The 16,295-nt window shown below is 63.1% G+C and carries 12 protein-coding genes; 8 read left to right on the forward strand and 4 right to left on the reverse strand.

Annotated features, from left to right (window positions below; translation table 11 throughout):
• Positions 1–495: 495 nt before the first annotated feature.
• A complete protein-coding gene (locus HCA61_RS22790; RefSeq protein ID WP_346777631.1) occupies positions 496–1,734 on the reverse strand; it encodes a Glu/Leu/Phe/Val dehydrogenase dimerization domain-containing protein in 1,239 nt (412 codons plus the stop codon).
• 149 nt (positions 1,735–1,883) lie between these two features.
• Between HCA61_RS22790 and HCA61_RS22795 the strand changes: the two genes are divergently transcribed.
• Positions 1,884–2,837 carry a LysR family transcriptional regulator gene (locus tag HCA61_RS22795; protein WP_169690478.1) on the forward strand — a complete coding sequence of 318 codons (954 nt, stop codon included), beginning with the start codon at positions 1,884–1,886 and terminating at the stop codon, positions 2,835–2,837.
• A gap of 383 nt (positions 2,838–3,220) precedes the next feature.
• The gene (locus HCA61_RS22800; protein WP_240960031.1) at positions 3,221–3,886 is read left to right on the forward strand and encodes a methyltransferase domain-containing protein; all 666 of its coding nucleotides are present in this window, start codon (positions 3,221–3,223) and stop codon (positions 3,884–3,886) included.
• A gap of 47 nt (positions 3,887–3,933) precedes the next feature.
• Here HCA61_RS22800 and HCA61_RS22805 read toward each other — a convergent pair whose 3' ends face one another.
• Positions 3,934–5,523, reverse strand: a complete 1,590-nt coding sequence (locus HCA61_RS22805) for an ABC transporter substrate-binding protein (protein ID WP_240960032.1) — start codon at positions 5,521–5,523, stop codon at positions 3,934–3,936.
• A gap of 140 nt (positions 5,524–5,663) precedes the next feature.
• On the opposite strand from HCA61_RS22805, the gene HCA61_RS22810 reads away from it, so the two are divergent.
• Both HCA61_RS22810 and HCA61_RS22815 read left to right on the forward strand, forming a co-directional pair.
• Positions 5,664–7,253: an acyl-CoA synthetase gene (locus HCA61_RS22810; protein WP_169690480.1), complete on the forward strand. Its 1,590-nt coding sequence runs from the start codon at positions 5,664–5,666 to the stop codon at positions 7,251–7,253.
• Positions 7,254–8,222: 969 nt separating this feature from the next.
• Entirely contained in the window at positions 8,223–8,720 is a 498-nt protein-coding gene (locus HCA61_RS22815; RefSeq protein WP_169690481.1) for a DUF4274 domain-containing protein, read from the forward strand.
• 29 nt (positions 8,721–8,749) lie between these two features.
• Here the strand turns inward: HCA61_RS22815 and HCA61_RS22820 are convergent, their stop codons facing one another.
• Entirely contained in the window at positions 8,750–10,252 is a 1,503-nt protein-coding gene (locus tag HCA61_RS22820; RefSeq protein WP_169690482.1) for a protein adenylyltransferase SelO, read from the reverse strand.
• A gap of 59 nt (positions 10,253–10,311) precedes the next feature.
• A complete protein-coding gene (locus HCA61_RS22825; protein ID WP_169690483.1) occupies positions 10,312–10,833 on the reverse strand; it encodes a nitroreductase/quinone reductase family protein in 522 nt (173 codons plus the stop codon).
• A 138-nt stretch (positions 10,834–10,971) separates the two neighbouring features.
• On the opposite strand from HCA61_RS22825, the gene HCA61_RS22830 reads away from it, so the two are divergent.
• From HCA61_RS22830 to HCA61_RS22845, 4 genes are all read left to right on the forward strand, one after another.
• On the forward strand, positions 10,972–11,316 hold the full coding sequence (locus HCA61_RS22830; RefSeq protein ID WP_206040464.1) for a hypothetical protein: 345 nt from the start codon (positions 10,972–10,974) through the stop codon (positions 11,314–11,316).
• Positions 11,313–13,583, forward strand: coding sequence for a hypothetical protein (locus HCA61_RS22835; protein WP_169690485.1), 2,271 nt, complete (start codon positions 11,313–11,315; stop codon positions 13,581–13,583). Before HCA61_RS22830 ends, HCA61_RS22835 begins: the two co-directional genes overlap by 4 nt.
• Before the next feature lie 334 nt (positions 13,584–13,917).
• Complete coding sequence (locus HCA61_RS22840; RefSeq protein ID WP_169690486.1) at positions 13,918–14,364, forward strand: hypothetical protein; 447 nt, start codon at positions 13,918–13,920, stop codon at positions 14,362–14,364.
• 422 nt (positions 14,365–14,786) lie between these two features.
• The gene (locus HCA61_RS22845; RefSeq protein WP_169690487.1) at positions 14,787–16,136 is read left to right on the forward strand and encodes a hypothetical protein; all 1,350 of its coding nucleotides are present in this window, start codon (positions 14,787–14,789) and stop codon (positions 16,134–16,136) included.
• Positions 16,137–16,295: the final 159 nt, after the last annotated feature.

Here is a 16,295-nt window from a genome sequence, read left to right on the forward strand (position 1 = left end):
TCACCATCGTGACATCACTCCTTCTGGGCCCTTCATGGCCCAGTGTTCAGGATGTCCACACTCCGGGGGGAATGCCCTTCCGCCGGCGAGTGTGGATCTGTTCCGCACGCCGATTCCGGGGAACCGGCCGGATCTGGTCGCGTAGTTCGGCAACAGAACACGAAGACAGCCACCGTCACCAGGGCGCCCGTGTGCCCTGGCAGCGGTACGTGCCAGGACACGGGGCCGACGAGATACCCTCGAGCGCGGATCCACGACCCACGCCCATGGACCAGCGGTGCCGCCCGAATGTCCTCTTGCTGCAGCGCCTTCGCCGTCACCATCTGGTTCGGTGCGGAACCCCGAGCATCTGCCAGGACTCGATGTCCACTCCACGATGATGCCCAGCTTCAGCTCGGCTGCTGCTCTACCCGAGCCGCGCGATACCGGCAACCGTCCTGATCGGTAACCTGCTCCCAACCGGCACAGCCTTCCAGCCGAAAGCACACGCACCGTTCACGGGATGGTGAGCACCTGCACCGCGAGGGGATCAGCAGGCACCGACGCACTGTGGTGCGCCGCAACCAGTTCCCACGCGGTCCGACGCGGCGCCGCTCCGTACAGGACCCACCGTTCGAGCAGTATCGCGACCTTGGCCAGCATTTCGGTCCGCAAGCGCAGGAACGAGTCATCGGGGTCCACACCGACGTGACCGAGCAGCACCCACCACGCCCACGCAACGGCACCGGAATTGGCGACGAAGTCCGGTACGACGGGAATACCCCGGCCGGTGAGGACCGCCTCTGCTTCCGGTGTGGTCGCGGCGTTGGCCGCTTCGATCACGACCTTCGCCACAACCTGGTCGACGTTGTCGGTGGTGATCGCGTAAGAGATCGCGGCAGGCACGAAAATATCTGCCGCAACACCGATCACGGCCCCGACCGGCCATTGCTGCACACTCGGCGGAACGCGGGACCTGTCGATTTCGCCGTATCCGTCTCGCAGAGCGAGCAACGCCGGAACGTCCACTCCATCAGCGCAGTACAACGTGCCGAGGGCATCAGCGACAGCTATCACGCGTACGCCGGCTTCATGCAGGTACCAGGCGGCGCCGCCGCCCATGGTGCCGACACCCTGGATCGCCACCGTGGTCTCGGACGGAACCCAGCCCTGGGCGTGCATCGTGCCGATGCAGGCCTGCGCGACACCGTAACCGCCGACCACATCGCCGAGCAGAAAACCACCGGGGACCGGGGCGTTCAACGCGTCGTGAACCCGGCGCAGCGTCCGCTCCGGGTCCGCCGACCGCCCGATCGCCGCGTGATAGGACTGTTGCAGGCCGAGCCTCCCGAAGACTTCGTCGAGGAGGTGCTGGGGCACCCCGAGATCCTCAGCGGTCACCCAGTGGGTATCGAGCCACGGCCGCATCGCCTGGCAGAACCGTTCGAGAACCCCGACAGCACGAGGATCCTTCGGGTCGAAATCGATGCCACCTTTCGCACCGCCGACCGGCAGGTCGAACACGGCGGTCTTCGCTGCCATACCTCTGGCCAGATCCTCGACCTCCGACATCGTGCAACCCGCCCGCATGCGGGTACCCCCGGTCGACATGCCGGAGACCGAAGTGTGCACGACGAGGTATCCGTGAGCTCCGGTGACAGGGTCGGTCCAGGTCATGCGCAACAGTGGCTCACGGTTGCCAGCTTCTCGGTCGTCCGGGCCTGCCCCGAATCCGCGTTCCATTGTTGTGGTCACCCGAGTCACCCCACTCATCCTCAGAAGGTTGTCGGCACCGCAGATGTTCGGCCGATAACGTCAGGGTGCCTTCGCTGATAATCCGGCGTCCAGTTACGAAACCTGAAGGATTACGTTCACGGTTACTACACAGCGCCTACCCTGACGACATGGAGCTGTCTCTGCGACGGTTGCGGATGCTTCGGGAATTGCATCGCCGAGGCACGGTGACAGCTGCGGCGCAGGCCTTGCATTACACCACATCCGCCGTGTCACAGCAGCTCACTCTGCTCGAACGCGAGGTCGGGGCAAAGCTTTTCGAGCGACGCGGCCGACGGGTGCAGCTCACCGAAGCGGGACTGATCCTTGCCGAGCATGCCGAGGAGATCATGCGGTCGGTGGAGCGCGCCACCACTGCCCTCGAGCGGACGCAGGACGGAGTCAATGCTCGATTGACGGGGGGTGTCTGGGCATCTGTCGCGTCGAGCCTGCTCCCGAATGCGCTCATGTTGCTGGCCGTCGACTACCCCGGTATCGAGGTGCGGACGAAAGAACTCGCACCGGAGGAGACCGCGGGCGCGGTGCGGGACGGCACGCTCGACTTCTCGTTCGTCATCGATTACTCGGACTATCCGATGCCGTGGGATCCGGAACTGACCAGGGTGGTCATCGCGGTGGAGCGACTGCACGCCGCGTTACCTCAGGGCACAGTCTCGGCCAGGACCATGACGCTGACAGATCTCGCAGAGCACCCCTGGATCCTTGCCGGACCCCGGTCGCATTTCGGGCGCGCAGTGCGTCTGGCCTGCCAACGTTTCGGATTCGAGCCTCGGATCAACCATGAGGTCGGCGAGCAGGCCACCGCGCTCGCGATGGTCGCGGCAGGCCTGGGCGTCACCCTCGTCTCCGATCTGGGTCTGACGCTGCGTCCTCCGGGTATCGAGGTCGTCGCACTCGCCGAACCGCTGATGCGGACGATTTCCATAGCGTACCGAGGCTCGGATCTGCATCGGCAACCGCTGCAATTGGTGATCGACGCGGTGCGCGACGCGGCGACCGCGCAAGGACTCGCCGTGCGGCCATCGTCTCCGGACCTGACGACCCAAGATCTCCCCCGCGACTGATACCTCAGAAATTCATGTGCCACCCCAGCGCCGAGTGCGCCATACTTCCCTGTCCACTGACACAGGAAAGAGAAAGGTAGGCGGATGGCGACAGTCGTCGAACAGGCCGACGGTACCCGCATTCACGGGCCGATGGGTCCGCTACTGTGTCGGGGTGTTGTCCGCTGCACGTAACTGGTGGCGGCCGCTACTGCGGCCGTGACGCTTACGCGTGTCCCGAGTCGCCTGCGCTGGCGGCTCGGCCCTGTTCACCACGCCGGATGTCCACGCAGGCAGGCTCCCAATCCTATGGAGTGCCTTCTATGCCTTGCGACCCTCGATCAACCACCTCCAGCACTGCCTCACCGAACGTCATCGGCGACATCTTGGTGACCTCCCGGTCGATGACGGAGTACAGCGCGATGTTCGCTCTCTCCCCGGCCGACCTGCGTCGTCGAATCCTCGATTGTCCCGGTGGCACCGCCAGTTTCACCGCCGAGGTGTGCGCTGCCGGTGGAGACGTCACCGCATGTGATCCTGTGTATGGGCAGTACACAGCGGATGAGCTCACTGCTCTCGGGCAGCGCGACACCGAACGTGGCAACCACTACTGCCGCACCCATTCGGACGAGTACATGTGGACTTTCTTCACCGATCCGGAGCATCACTCGTCCTCCCGTAGTGCCTCCGGAAATCGGTTCGCAGACCATCACCGCGCGCACCCTGAGCGTTACGTCGCCGGTGCGCTACCTCGACTGTCGTTCACCGACGAACGTTTCGATCTTGTGCTCAGCTCCCATTTTCTGTTCAGCTACGAAGACCGGCTCGACCTGTCGTTCCACCACCGCGCCGTGCGCGAGCTCATGCGCGTCGCCGCGACCGAGGTACGGATCTTCCCGCTCGTCGGCATGGGATCGAGCAGATACCCGAATCTCGAGGTCTTGAGAGGCCGGCTCGCCGACGATGGCATCACCACCGAGATCCGCAGCGTCGACTACGAATTCCAGATCGGCGGCAACGAGATGCTCGTGTGCTCACGGGACTCCGCGCCGTCGGTTGAGCAGCGATGACTGGCCAGGATCAAGCGCTCCGTAATCCGCCCCGGTGACACCGCGAACTATCCCGTTGTCCACAACAACTCCGGTCGGATCGAGCCCATCCCGTACATCTGCACACCGTGCACTCCCTCACCGACCACGGCGGCAGGCGCGGTGCGGATATACCAGACTGCGGGATTCAGATCGACGATCCGCTGCTGCGCGGTCGCGTAGGCCGCACCGCGGTCGGCGAGCTGGTCGGCTGTCCGGCCTTCGTCGATGGCAGCGTTGAGCTCGGGGTCATCGATACCCGTGAAGTTTCCGGGAGAGTCGCCGTGGAAGTTTGCCCATAGCGCGGTGTCGGGGTCGAGGATCGTCGCCGACGTGATCGCCACATCGAAATCGTAGGTGTTGAGCCGTGGCAGAGCGGAGGTGAAATCCAGGACCTCCACCCGGACGTCGACGCCGTCGAACGCGCTGAGCTGCGCTTGGACCGCCTCGGCGATGGCCTTGTTCTCGACCGAGGTGTAGGCCAGGAAGGTGAACGACACGGGCTTGCCCTCTGCGGCGAGTTCGTCGAACAACTTCTGTGCTGCGTCCGGATCGTGTGCAGGGATCGGAATGTCTGCATAGAACGGCGAAGTCTCGTCGAACAAGGTCCGCGGAAGATCGGCGCGGCCCGCGAAGACCACCTCGTTCAGCGAGTCGATATCGATGGCGAGCGCGAGTGCCCGTCGAGCGCGTTCGTCGTCGAACGGCGCACGACGCGTGTTCAGCGCCAGAAACTGCCCGCCACCCGTGGGTTCGACGAGGGTGCGAAGGCCTGCGTCCTCGGCGCGTCCGAGCGACGCCCAGCTCCCCTCGACAGCAAGACCGGCTTGGCCGGAGACCACGGCGTTGATGCGTTGGTTCGTGTCGCCGTTGTGGACCAGTTCGATGCCGTCCAGGTAGGGTGCAGGCTCGTATTCGACGTTGCGCTCCAGCATGATCCGGTCCTGTCGCCGCCACTCGGCCATGGTGAACGGGCCGGCCCCGACGGGGCGGTCGTCGAACGCCTGCCGTCCGGCCTCGAGCGCCGCCGGGGAGGCAATCCAGTTCAGACCGCTCCACACCACGGACTGGGCGTAGTGCGGGTTGGGTGACTGCAAGGTCACCCGCAGCGTCAGGGGGTCGGTCACCTCGAGGGCGGCGATCTGCGAGGCCTGGATCAAAGATGGTGACCCGGAAGCTTCGTCGCGCATCCGCTCCCAGTTGTAGCGGACGGCTTCGGCATCGTAGGCGGTTCCGTCGGTGAAGCGTAGGCCGTCGCGCAGTGCCAGTTCGAAGGTTGCGCCACCGTCGGCGGTGTCGAACGACTCGGCGAGCACCGGGGTGATTTCGAGTGTCTCGGGATCGTTGACCAGTAGCGTTCCGTAAAGGGTATTGCCGATGAGACTGTTCGATACCCACGCGTTGACGAGAGTGGCCGGATCGAGCGAACGGGGCTCACCGCCCTGCACGACACTGACCGTCCCACCCAGGATCGGGTCGCCGGCATCCGCATCGGTGTCGGCGTTGCCCGCTGCTCCCCCGCCTCCACAAGCTCCCACCACCAGGGCAATCACCGCGACGAGCACCGGCATCAGCATCGTGCGGCGGATCGCCGGTCTGCGACGGATGAGGTTCGACATCTGGACTCCTTCACTGGAGCGACTGCACGAGCGCCGGTTCGGCTCAGGGCTGAAACCGGGCTGGCCCGGACCGGTTCGAAACGATACTCTCACACATAAGAATCACATTCTCATGCGTATGTCGAACCTGGGAGGCACTGATGACAGCAGCCGCGGCCGAACCGACGGAGATCGCACTGACTCCTACCGCCCACGCCCTGCGCACCCCGGACGCGCCCGCCATCATCATGGGCAGAGGAGATGTGGTCACCTATCGCGAACTCGACGATCGGTCGGCGCGGTTCGCCACGTATCTACGCGCTCAGGGACTCACCACCGGCGACCACATCGCCATCCTCATGGAGAACTCGCACGCCTTCCTCGAAGTCGCTTGGGCTGCTCAGCGTTCCGGGTTGTATTACACGGCGATCAATCGACACCTGCGATCGGCCGAGGTCCAGTACATCCTCGACGATTCCGGCTCGGCCGCCCTGATCACGACCGTATCGATGTCCGACGTCATCGAAGGTATCGATCTGGCGAGCATCGGCGTCCGCGTGTGTACCGACGGCGCACTGCCCGGTTTCGACGATTACGCGTCGATCCTCGACAGCAACGATCCGCTGTCGCTCGACGACAGCATCGAAGGCCGCGAAATGCTGTACTCGTCGGGTACCACCGGGCGTCCCAAAGGTGTTCGCAAACCACTTCCGGCCACACCCTTCGGCGACCCTGCCTCACCGACCTCGCAGGTCGCCCAGGGCATCGCCGCGCGAGGAATCACCGCCGGCAGCGTGTACCTGTCGCCCGCCCCGCTGTACCACGGCTCTCCCCTGGTCTTCTGCATGTCTGCGCAACGACTCGGTGCCACGGTCGTCGTGATGGAACGGTTCGATCCGGTCCGGTGCCTCGAGCTCATCGAGCGCCACCGCGTCACCTACGCACAGTTCGTGCCGACGATGTTCGTGCGGATGCTCAAGCTGTCCGACGAGGACCGCACGGCATACGACCTGTCGTCACTTCAGGAAGTCACACACGGCGCTGCACCGTGCCCGGTGTCGGTGAAATACCGGATGATCGAGTGGATGGGGCCGATCATTCACGAATACTATTCCGGAACCGAAGATGTCGGAGCCACCCAGATCTCGTCGCAGGAGTGGCTCGCACACCCGGGATCGGTCGGCAGGCCGATGCAAACGTGCCATATCGTCGGTGAGGACGGCGAGGAACTTCCGGTCGGCGAGGTCGGTGTCGTGTACTTCGACGGCGGACGCCCCTTCGAATACCACAACGACCCCGACAAAACCGCGGGAGTGACCCACCCGAACGGATGGCGCACCCTCGGCGACATGGGATATGTCGACGACGAAGGCTATCTCTACCTCACCGACCGACAAGCTCTGATGATCATCTCAGGCGGGGTGAACATCTACCCGCAGGAGACCGAGAACATTCTGATCGGGCACCCCGCGGTGCTCGATGTGGCCGTCATCGGCATTCCCGACGACGAGATGGGCGAAGCGGTGAAGGCTGTTGTGCAATTGGTCGAGCCCGATGCCGCCAGCGACGCCCTTGCAGACGAGCTCCTGTCGTACTGTCACCGCGAGCTCGCCTCCTACAAATGCCCACGCAGCATCGACTTCGTGCACGAGTTGCCCCGCGATCCGAACGGCAAGCTCTACAAGCGTCACATTCGCGAGGAGTATTGGAGAAACAGCACGACCGCCCGCACTCGGCTCGTGCAGGACTGACACTCGCCCACCCAACCTCGGTTGCCTGCTGCTGCATACCGATACCGCCGTGCCGGCGCTCAGTTGGCGGTAACAGATTCGGTCAGTGCGCTAAGCCCAACACAGTTCCGTCAGGCACGAGAGTGCTGCACTCTGCGGGGCGAGTGGGTTGCAGATGATGTTGGTGGTATGAGTGTTTCGCCGTCCGCACCGAGGCAGCAATCCACCCTGCGCCCGACGATCACGACACGAACATGCATTCGAGTTGACGTCTCCCCCACCGCATGGGACGATGCCCGAACCAACCTGACAACAGGTCGACCCCGGAGGGTGCTACCAACACCGACCGGGGTCTGGGCACACGACAGAAGAGGTCCTGTCATGCACCGTAGGGTGGAGTCTATCCACACGCCCCCAGGGGGCGCTTCTCATGGTTCGGTCTTCGATACCGACCTTCTTCTTCTCACCCCGCCGGGGTCTTCGCTGACGTCCTGACTTCTTGAGCCTCTCGACCTACCCGTCGAGGGGCCCCGAGGTGTTTGTGCTGCGACGTGTGCGCGGGCCGGTCCGGTAGCCGCGGCACGTCGGGCATTCGTCGCTCGCCTCCCAGAGTCCGACGTCAGCGCTTCGACGCTGCGCGCAGGGGTGCCATTCCCCGTGCGTGAAACCGACTGGGCGCCAGTACCTTCGTCTCCACAGCTGGCGGTGGAGCACCCGCTCGTGAGGGTCGACACGAACGACCGGGTCCAGCGTAAGCCGCACGTCACCTCCGACGTGGGGCCAGAAGCGTTGGCCGAGATGGTCTATCGGGGTATGGCGACCGGGCAGCTGTGGGGAAGGGGCCGAAGGCAAGCTCAGCGACCCGTAGGGTCTCCGTACGGTTGAGCATTGTCGCCCGCAGGGCGTCCGCTTTCTCGGTTCGGTAGTCTCGCGAATCGACTCGACCACTCTCCGCCCGATGCGCTCCGGAGACCGCCCGAAGGACAGTGCATGCACCCCTCCGTCGAACTGGTTCTGAACCACGACTCCGACGACCACGGAAGCCTCGCCGATCGGGTCGCGTCGCTCACCGACGAGTTCCGACTGTGGGAGCTCATGAGCAACTACAACTGGGATGAGGGCTTCGAGATACCGCTCGCCGTCATCCGTCACCCGCGGTGCGATCGGGCACTGGCGCTGCGCCTGTTCTGGGACCTCGACGATGCCGCGAAGGAGTACCTCGGCGGCGTTACCACCGATTTCGGCGCCTCATACGCACCGTACGACGCCGAGGAAGCAGCGCGCGTCGAGGAGTACTGCCGAATCCTGACCGAGGGGCTGCGCCACGGCCGATTCCCACTCGGCCGCAATTCGTTCGACACAGGATTCTTCGGCACCGATGATCCCACCCTCACGGAGCGTCAACGCAAGCTTCGGGCCGCGAAGACGGCCCTCGCACGACGCGACTACGACGACGCGTTCCTCCATCCGGCTGTCGCCGTCGCCTGACTGCTGCTTCTGGCGGCACATCGGATCGATCAGGTGCCGCAGAACGTCCGGAAGTTCTCGGTGAACTCACTGGATGCCGGAGTTGTGTACACCGCCCACTCGTCGCGGCGTTCGAAGGGATGCGTCACCACATCCAACAGTGTCTCGAACGGAGCGAGATCGCCGGCGGTCGCCGCGCGCAGTGCAGCATCCACCTGGTGGTTGCGTGGAATGTAGAGCGGGTTGACGCGATCCATCGCGTCCGCCGCCTCGGCATAGTCGCGGGTTCCGAGTGCAACGTGCCACCGATCCAGCCATGAGCCGATATGCTCGCGTGACACAAGATCGTCCAGGGGCGCCGAGTTACCGCGGAGTTCATCTGCGAGAGCACGGAAGGTGCCGGTCCAGTCCATACCGTGCTCGGCCATCACCGTCAGCAGGTCGTCGATCAGCGTCCGGTCGGTGACATGCCCGGCCAGACCGAGCTTGGTGACCATCCCGTTCCCGAAGTGATGTTCGTAGCGTTCGTCGAATCTCCCGAGTACCGCAGTCGCTGCCGTGATCGCATCGTCCGGCGTTGAGGCGACAAGCGTCAGCAGGGTCTCGGCGAATCGCGCCAGATTCCACTTCAGGACGATGGGCTGGTTGCCGAACGCGTAGCGGCCACCCTGATCGATCGAGCTGAACACAGCAGATGGGTCGTAGGCATCGAGGAAGGCACACGGGCCGTAGTCGATCGTCTCCCCCGAAATCGTCGTGTTGTCGGTGTTCATCACGCCGTGCACGAAGCCGATGTGCATCCATCGTGCCACCAGCGATGCCTGAGCGTCGACGACTGCCTCGAGGAATGCCAGGTAGCGATTCCCCTCTCCTTCCGCGGGCAGTTCGATCAGGTTCGGGTAGTGCCGTGCGATCGCGTAGTCGGCAAGGGTCTGCAGAATCTCGCCCTGCCGAACCGCGAGTTCGAACATGCCCACCCGCAGATGACTGGCCGCGACCCGGGCGAGCACGGCACCGGGCTCGGCACCGTTTCGGTGGACGGGGCGGCCCGTCGCCACCACCGACAGGGCACGCGTGGTGGGGATACCCAAGGCATACATGGCCTCGCTGACCAGATATTCGCGCAGCATCGGGCCTACCACCGCGAACCCGTCGCCGCCGCGGGAGAAGGGCGTCGGTCCCGACCCTTTGAGATGCAGATCCACCCGCCGGCCGTCGCGGTCCACGAGTTCGCCGAGCAGCAGCGCCCTCCCGTCTCCGAGGAGCGGGGCGTATCCGCCGAACTGGTGACCCGCATACGCCATCGCGACCGGTGTCGCGTCGGGCGGGGTCGCGGCCCCGGACAGCACTGCGATCCCCTCGTCTTTGCGCAGTGCGCCTGCATCCAGCCGCAACTGCGTTGCGAGCTGGTCGTTGAGGACGAGGAGCGTCGGATCGGGTACCTCGGCGCCCTGCCACGACACACTGAGGTCACCCAATTCGTCGACGAAGGTGCTCTCGAAGCCGAATGCCGCCGTGTTCGCGTCTACTGGTGAATCCGGGATAGCAGCCATGCTTCGAGGGTAGTCACCTGGGCAATCACAACAACCGGAGGCAGCGCCGCCAGAGATTCTCAGGAGCCCTCGGACCTCACCTCGGGAGTCAGCACGACCAGAGGCATGAGCCGGTCGATCTTGGATTGAAAGTCCGCCAGCAACGGGTTGTTGGCCAGCACCCAGCTCGCGAACTCGTCGTAGTCCGCGCCTTCGAGGGCCCTGCCGGTCGCCTGGTAGGTGGTGTCCTTAAGTTCGATGGTGACCTCAGGATTCGCTTTGATGTTGTACCACCAGGCCGGGTACTTGTCCTCGATGAACGAGCTGACGAACATCGTGTCGCCCCGGTACAGAGGTCCCAAGGGAGTCGTGTGTCGCTTGCCGCTCTTGGCTCCCGTGGTGGTGAGCAGTATGAGATCCCCACCTGCGTAAGCACCGCCGACCTTGCCCGAGTTCTCGCGGAATTCCTTGATCACATCATCATTCCAGTTCGCGATGCTTCCGTCCTGGTCCCAAGCCTGATTCCATGGGGCATCGGGATCGTCGTAGTCGGTGATGTCGGGCTGATTCGGCTGTCCCGTGGTCGAATTGATTTCGCTCATTATGCGAGTGTGTCGCGGATATAGGACGATCAGCGTCCTAAACGTGGCCGCCGCGGACAGGCCGGCCTGCACCCTGCCGCAGGGCGATCCGTCGGTCCGACCGCTCTGCTACGCTCCATCGCTGTCAGGGGGGGACACATGCCGAATCATGTCTTGAGAGTTGATCTTGATCGACTCTCGCAGCTGTCGGGCCGGCTCGACCAGCTCGCACGAAGCGCCGAATCGTTGAAGGTCGTACCGCACGAGCCCTGGATCGACGCTCCGGCAACGAGCCTGTCGTCGCTTCGGACCGTCATCAGCATCTCCACCGACCTACTCGACACAGCACTGGTCGCTGCCGTCACCGAACGGTTCGAGGAAACCGCCGACGTCATGCGCCAGACCGTAGCCCAGTACCGGAACGCCGACGACAGCGCGGCCGAACAGCTTGCCGCAACCTATCTGTCGGCCACCAGCACCTGGATCACGAGCAGCGACACGTGACGCCGACGAGAACCCAGGTCGAAAACTGGACTCCCGGATCACTGCTCACCTGGCGAGACGGCTGGAGAAGCCTCGGAACCAGCATCGAAAGGCTCTTCGACGACTACGTCGCCCACGTCGAGAAGGTCGACGGCCAGTACTGGGAAGGCGTGGCCGCCGAAGCAGCCTTCGAACGCGCCCACAGCGACCGCACCACAGCACGCTCCATCGTCGACACACTCGAGCGCGTAGCCGGAAGCATCACCACCGGGTACCACGCGATCAAAGGCAACCTCGACGGTGCACGCGACGCTCTCGCCACCGCACAGGAGAACTGCTTCACCATCACCGAGAATCTCGAGGTGATCGACCCCCGCACCGAAGAGGACGCAGACCGCGAGGCGTTCCGTGTAGGGCTGCAGATCAATCTGCAGCGTTATGCCTCACTCGCCGAGCAGGCCGATCTCGACCTGACTCGCAGTCTTGAAGAGGCCCGCACCAGCTTGCGGATCGCCTTCACCTCCGCAGCCGCGCTCGGTGACACTCAGGCCGTGGCCGACGCCACAGCCCTCACGACCGGCAATGCCGACGCCGAAACCCTGCACCGTATAGCCGAATCGGGGACCCTCACAACCGAACAACTCGCCGACCTGCGCTCCGGCGAACCGACTTCGATATCCGCATCCCAGATGGAATATCTCAACACCATGGCCCGTTCGCTCGACGCACTCAGCCCACAAGAACTGGAGCAGTTGATGTCGACGCTGCCGGAGGATGCACGAGCGGGTCTGGCCAACTCGTTGCAGATCATCTCGACCGACGCCGTCACCGTCGCGACCAGCGGAGACCCTGACGTCCCCGCTCGAGGCAGCTTCGACCTTCTCCCCGAAGGCATCCGCGACTCACTGTCCCGGGACGACCGGGTGGTCCACAGCGTAGAAGCGGTCGGAGGCACCGCGCTCAGGCAGACCACCCTTCACGGCGTCCCGGACACTCACGCCATCGCGTCGATCGTCGCTGCAGGAGACGGCGACTACCGCCACGGCAGCGACCTCGACAAGAACCTCCTTGCCGCAGGTCGCGAGTACCTCGAAGCACAGGTCACACACGATCAAGGCCCCCAGCGCCATATGACCATCTTCGAAGTCGACGGCCACCTGCCGGGCGATCCGTACCTCGACCCGATATTCGCAGCGGTTTCCGACGATCGCGTTGTTGTCGAGCAGACAGTCACGGATGCGAATGGATCGGATTTCATACGAGACATCCTGACCCACTCGTGGTCCGATGAATCCGCCGCAGCGCCGATGTTCCACTTCGACGAACTCGAAGGTGCCGTCCAGGATCCGAACGATCCCGTCGATGTCGCGGAAGCCACCCGGAGCGGCCGGATCATGTCGGCGGTCGCGTCGGCGATGAGCACAGATGCTGCGTGGCAGCAGTTGTCGAGCATCCCCGGCACAGGTCACCAATCGATCGGCGAGGTGAATCCCGAACTGGTGCGCACCATTTCCCACAGCATGACGCCGTACATTCCTAGACTCGTCAACATCGGGCTGGACGACCGCCCAGGGTTCGATAATGAAGGCTGGCTGGATCCGATCGGGAACGAAACCTACCTTGGTTCTGCAAACGTGTTTGCAGCCCTGAACACCGACGAACTGGCCGGGAAGTGTCTGAATAGCCGTGCACTGGAGGAGGCCACTGCCGCCGAATTCCGGTACGGTCAGAACCCCTACGAAAGTGGGGCAACAAACCACCTCACAACTGCCGGTCGTCTGCTCGGGTTGACAGATCGAGGTATCGAACTGGCCATCCAGGACCAACACAACGATACAGCTGCTCGAGAAAAAGAGCTGTACGACAGGAAAGCCGACGCATACAATGCCGTGACATGGGTCGGCGGACACGTGATACCCGGCTCCGATCTTTTCTTCGATCTAGTGTCCGCAGGGGGAAACCCTCTCAAGGACATCATTATTGGCACGCAACCCGCCGACGCAAACATTGCCGACATCAACGATCCGGCCTTGACGAGGCATTACTATCTGTCACTGACCGGTGCGCACGCACTTCCCCCTGAAATTGCGTTGAGGTACCCATACATCGTCGATGAGAACGGCTCGATAAAGCCTTACGCGGAAATACTCGGGCCACGAGTTCCAGACGATCATGCGAATCGACGCGAGGGGGAATTGAGGGAAGTATTCAATCTGTACGGCCCTCAGCAAGAGCAGGGATCCGCCATAAACAATGCCTACGGTCTGGTGAGACGAAATCATGTTTGAGAAAAGAGTTCTGGGCCTGCTCTCAATCCTCGTATTGCTGACACCCGGCTGCACGAACTCACCGAACCCAGGAGCACCCGAGCCCTCCGAGCCTCCCGCAGATCCGCCTCTCCCCTTCACCAACTCTTGGTCCGCAGAGCCTGATATCGACCTATTCAGCCGCGGAGCGGAACTTGTCCGCGCATCAATCGAAGCCGGAATTCATGCCTCGTTCTTCTCCGTCAGCGAGTCGTTCCCCGGGTACAGCGATGCAATCGGCTATCCACACGTGAACTACAACGAGATTGCCGACACCGTCGCACGTGGGCGCCCGCGAGGAGGATGGATCTCGGACTTGACCTACCTCTATCACATAGCCGAGATCACTGAAACGCCCACCTCAATCATCGCAGAGGTCTGCGACGAACCAGTCACAGTCGACCCATACATTTCCGATCACCGTGTCAAGCATGGATTCTCATGGATCGTGGCGCTGACAAACACCGGCGGCGCGGCCGGCCTCCCAGGAGTTGTCGACACCGACCCCGACGGCTCCGACCCCCGCGCCCGCCGGGTACCCGACTGGAATGTGTTCGGTGCCTGGAACATCACCCAGTTACGTACAGGAGGACGCGATGCCTCCACAGCAATCGCCCACCCCGCATGCACCGAATGGTGGCTCGAACGGCATCCCGGGTCCGAAGTGCTAGGCAACTACACTTTCTCACCCGCTGGAGAGATTCCCGGAGAACCCCGCTTGCCGCAATATCCGGAATGGATCGGACCATCGGAAACTCAATGACCAGACTCGGACACCTCACAATCACCGTCACACTCAGCACACTCCTCAGCAGCTGCACCGCTGCCCCCGCGGCCGGACCCACTGTCGACGAGACCCTGCACCGCATCGCCGAATCAGGAACCCTCACATCTGAACAACTCGCCGACCTGCGCGCCGACGAACCCACATCGATACCGGCCTCACAGATGGAATATCTCAACACCGTCGCCCGCTCCCTCGACGAGCTCAGCCCGCACGAGTTGCAGCAGCTGATCTCGACCCTGCCGGACGAGACACGAGCGGGTCTGGCCAACTCACTGCATATCCTCTCGACCGACACCATCAGCATCGCAACCAGCGGCGACCCGGACGTCCCTGCACGGGGCAGCTTCGATCTCCTCCCCGAAGGCATCCGCGACTCACTGTCGCGACAGGACCGGGTTGTGCTCGGCGTGGAGGCGCTCGGCGGCACTGCACTCAGACAGACCACCGTCCTCGGCGTCGAAGACACGCACGCCATCGCGTCGATCGTCTCTGCAGGAGACGGTGAGTACCGCAACGGCAGTGCACTCGACAGGCAACTCCTCGCTGCAGGCCGGGAGTATCTGGATGCGCAAGTCACACACGATCAAGACCCTCGAGGACAAATGACCATCTTCGAGGTCGACGGCTTCACCCCGGGAGATCCATACCTCGACCACATATTCGCAGCCGTCTCGGACGATCGGGTCGCAGTCGAGCAGGCGGTCACGGACGCGAAAGGCTCAGATTTCGTTCGAGACATTCTGACTCACCCGTGGTCCGATGAAGCCGCAGTGAAACCGATGTTCGACTTCGGCGAACTCGAAGGCGCCGTCCAGGATCCGAACGATCCCGTCGATGTGACAGAGGCGACACGGAGCGGACAGATCATGTCGGCGGTTGCATCGGCAATGAGCACAGATGCGGCGTGGCAGCAGATGTCGAGCATTCCCGGTACCGACCACCACTCGATCGGTGAGGTCAATCCCGAACTGGTGCGCACCATTTCCCACAGCATGACGCCGTACATCCCGAGCCTCGTGAACGTCGAAGTACCCGATCGGCCCGGCTTCGACGTCGAGGAGTGGACAGACCCAGGGGGTTCCCGAAGCTACCGCGGATCTGCCAACGTGTTCGCCGCGTTGTCGACTGACACGGAATCCGGAACGGATTTCCAATCACATGCTCTGGAAGAGGCAATCTCAGCCCAGATCCGATTTGGGACAGATCCGGACGCTTCACATTCGAGTCAGCACCTCGCCAACGCCGGCCAACTACTCGCGTTAACCGATAAAGGCATCGCCATAGCGGTTCAGGACAGCTATGACGACCAAAATTCCCGCGAGCAAGCTGCATATGCACAGAAAGCCAAAGCATACAACGCGATGACCTGGCTCGGAGCGCGGGGCATCCCAGGTTCCGACCTGTTCTTCGACACAATCTCCGCCGGAGGGGAACCCTTGAAAGAAGCGCTGATCGGGACGACGCCGGATCCGGCGAGCTACACCACCGGCGATCGACCGAATTTCCGACGGCTCAGTTACCTTGGACTAGCAGCGATTCCAGATATTCCACCCGAGACCAAAGCAAATTATTCAACCATGTTCGACGACGACGGAAAGCTTCGCGCATACGACGAGCTCTTCTCGTCAGACACAGGCGAGGCAGCATTGAAAAGTACCGAATACATCCTAGCCAAGCTACTCAGCGAGTTCGGTGACCATCACGTACTCCAGTTCGCATACGATGCCGTGAGTCCACCGCGCAACTGAACTGGGCGCATCGCAGTGTGCCATAGTTGTTGACATCCAGGGATCTGAACTGCAGTTTCATGCGCTCACACCAACTCGACCGCATGATCAGGATTCACGGCCAAGCGTCGGCAAGCCCGAGCAATGTTCGACCACCCGACCCGATGATGAAGACCACAT

The organism is Rhodococcus sp. HNM0563 (assembly GCF_012726195.1).
Taxonomy (GTDB): Bacteria; Actinomycetota; Actinomycetes; order Mycobacteriales; family Mycobacteriaceae; genus Rhodococcus.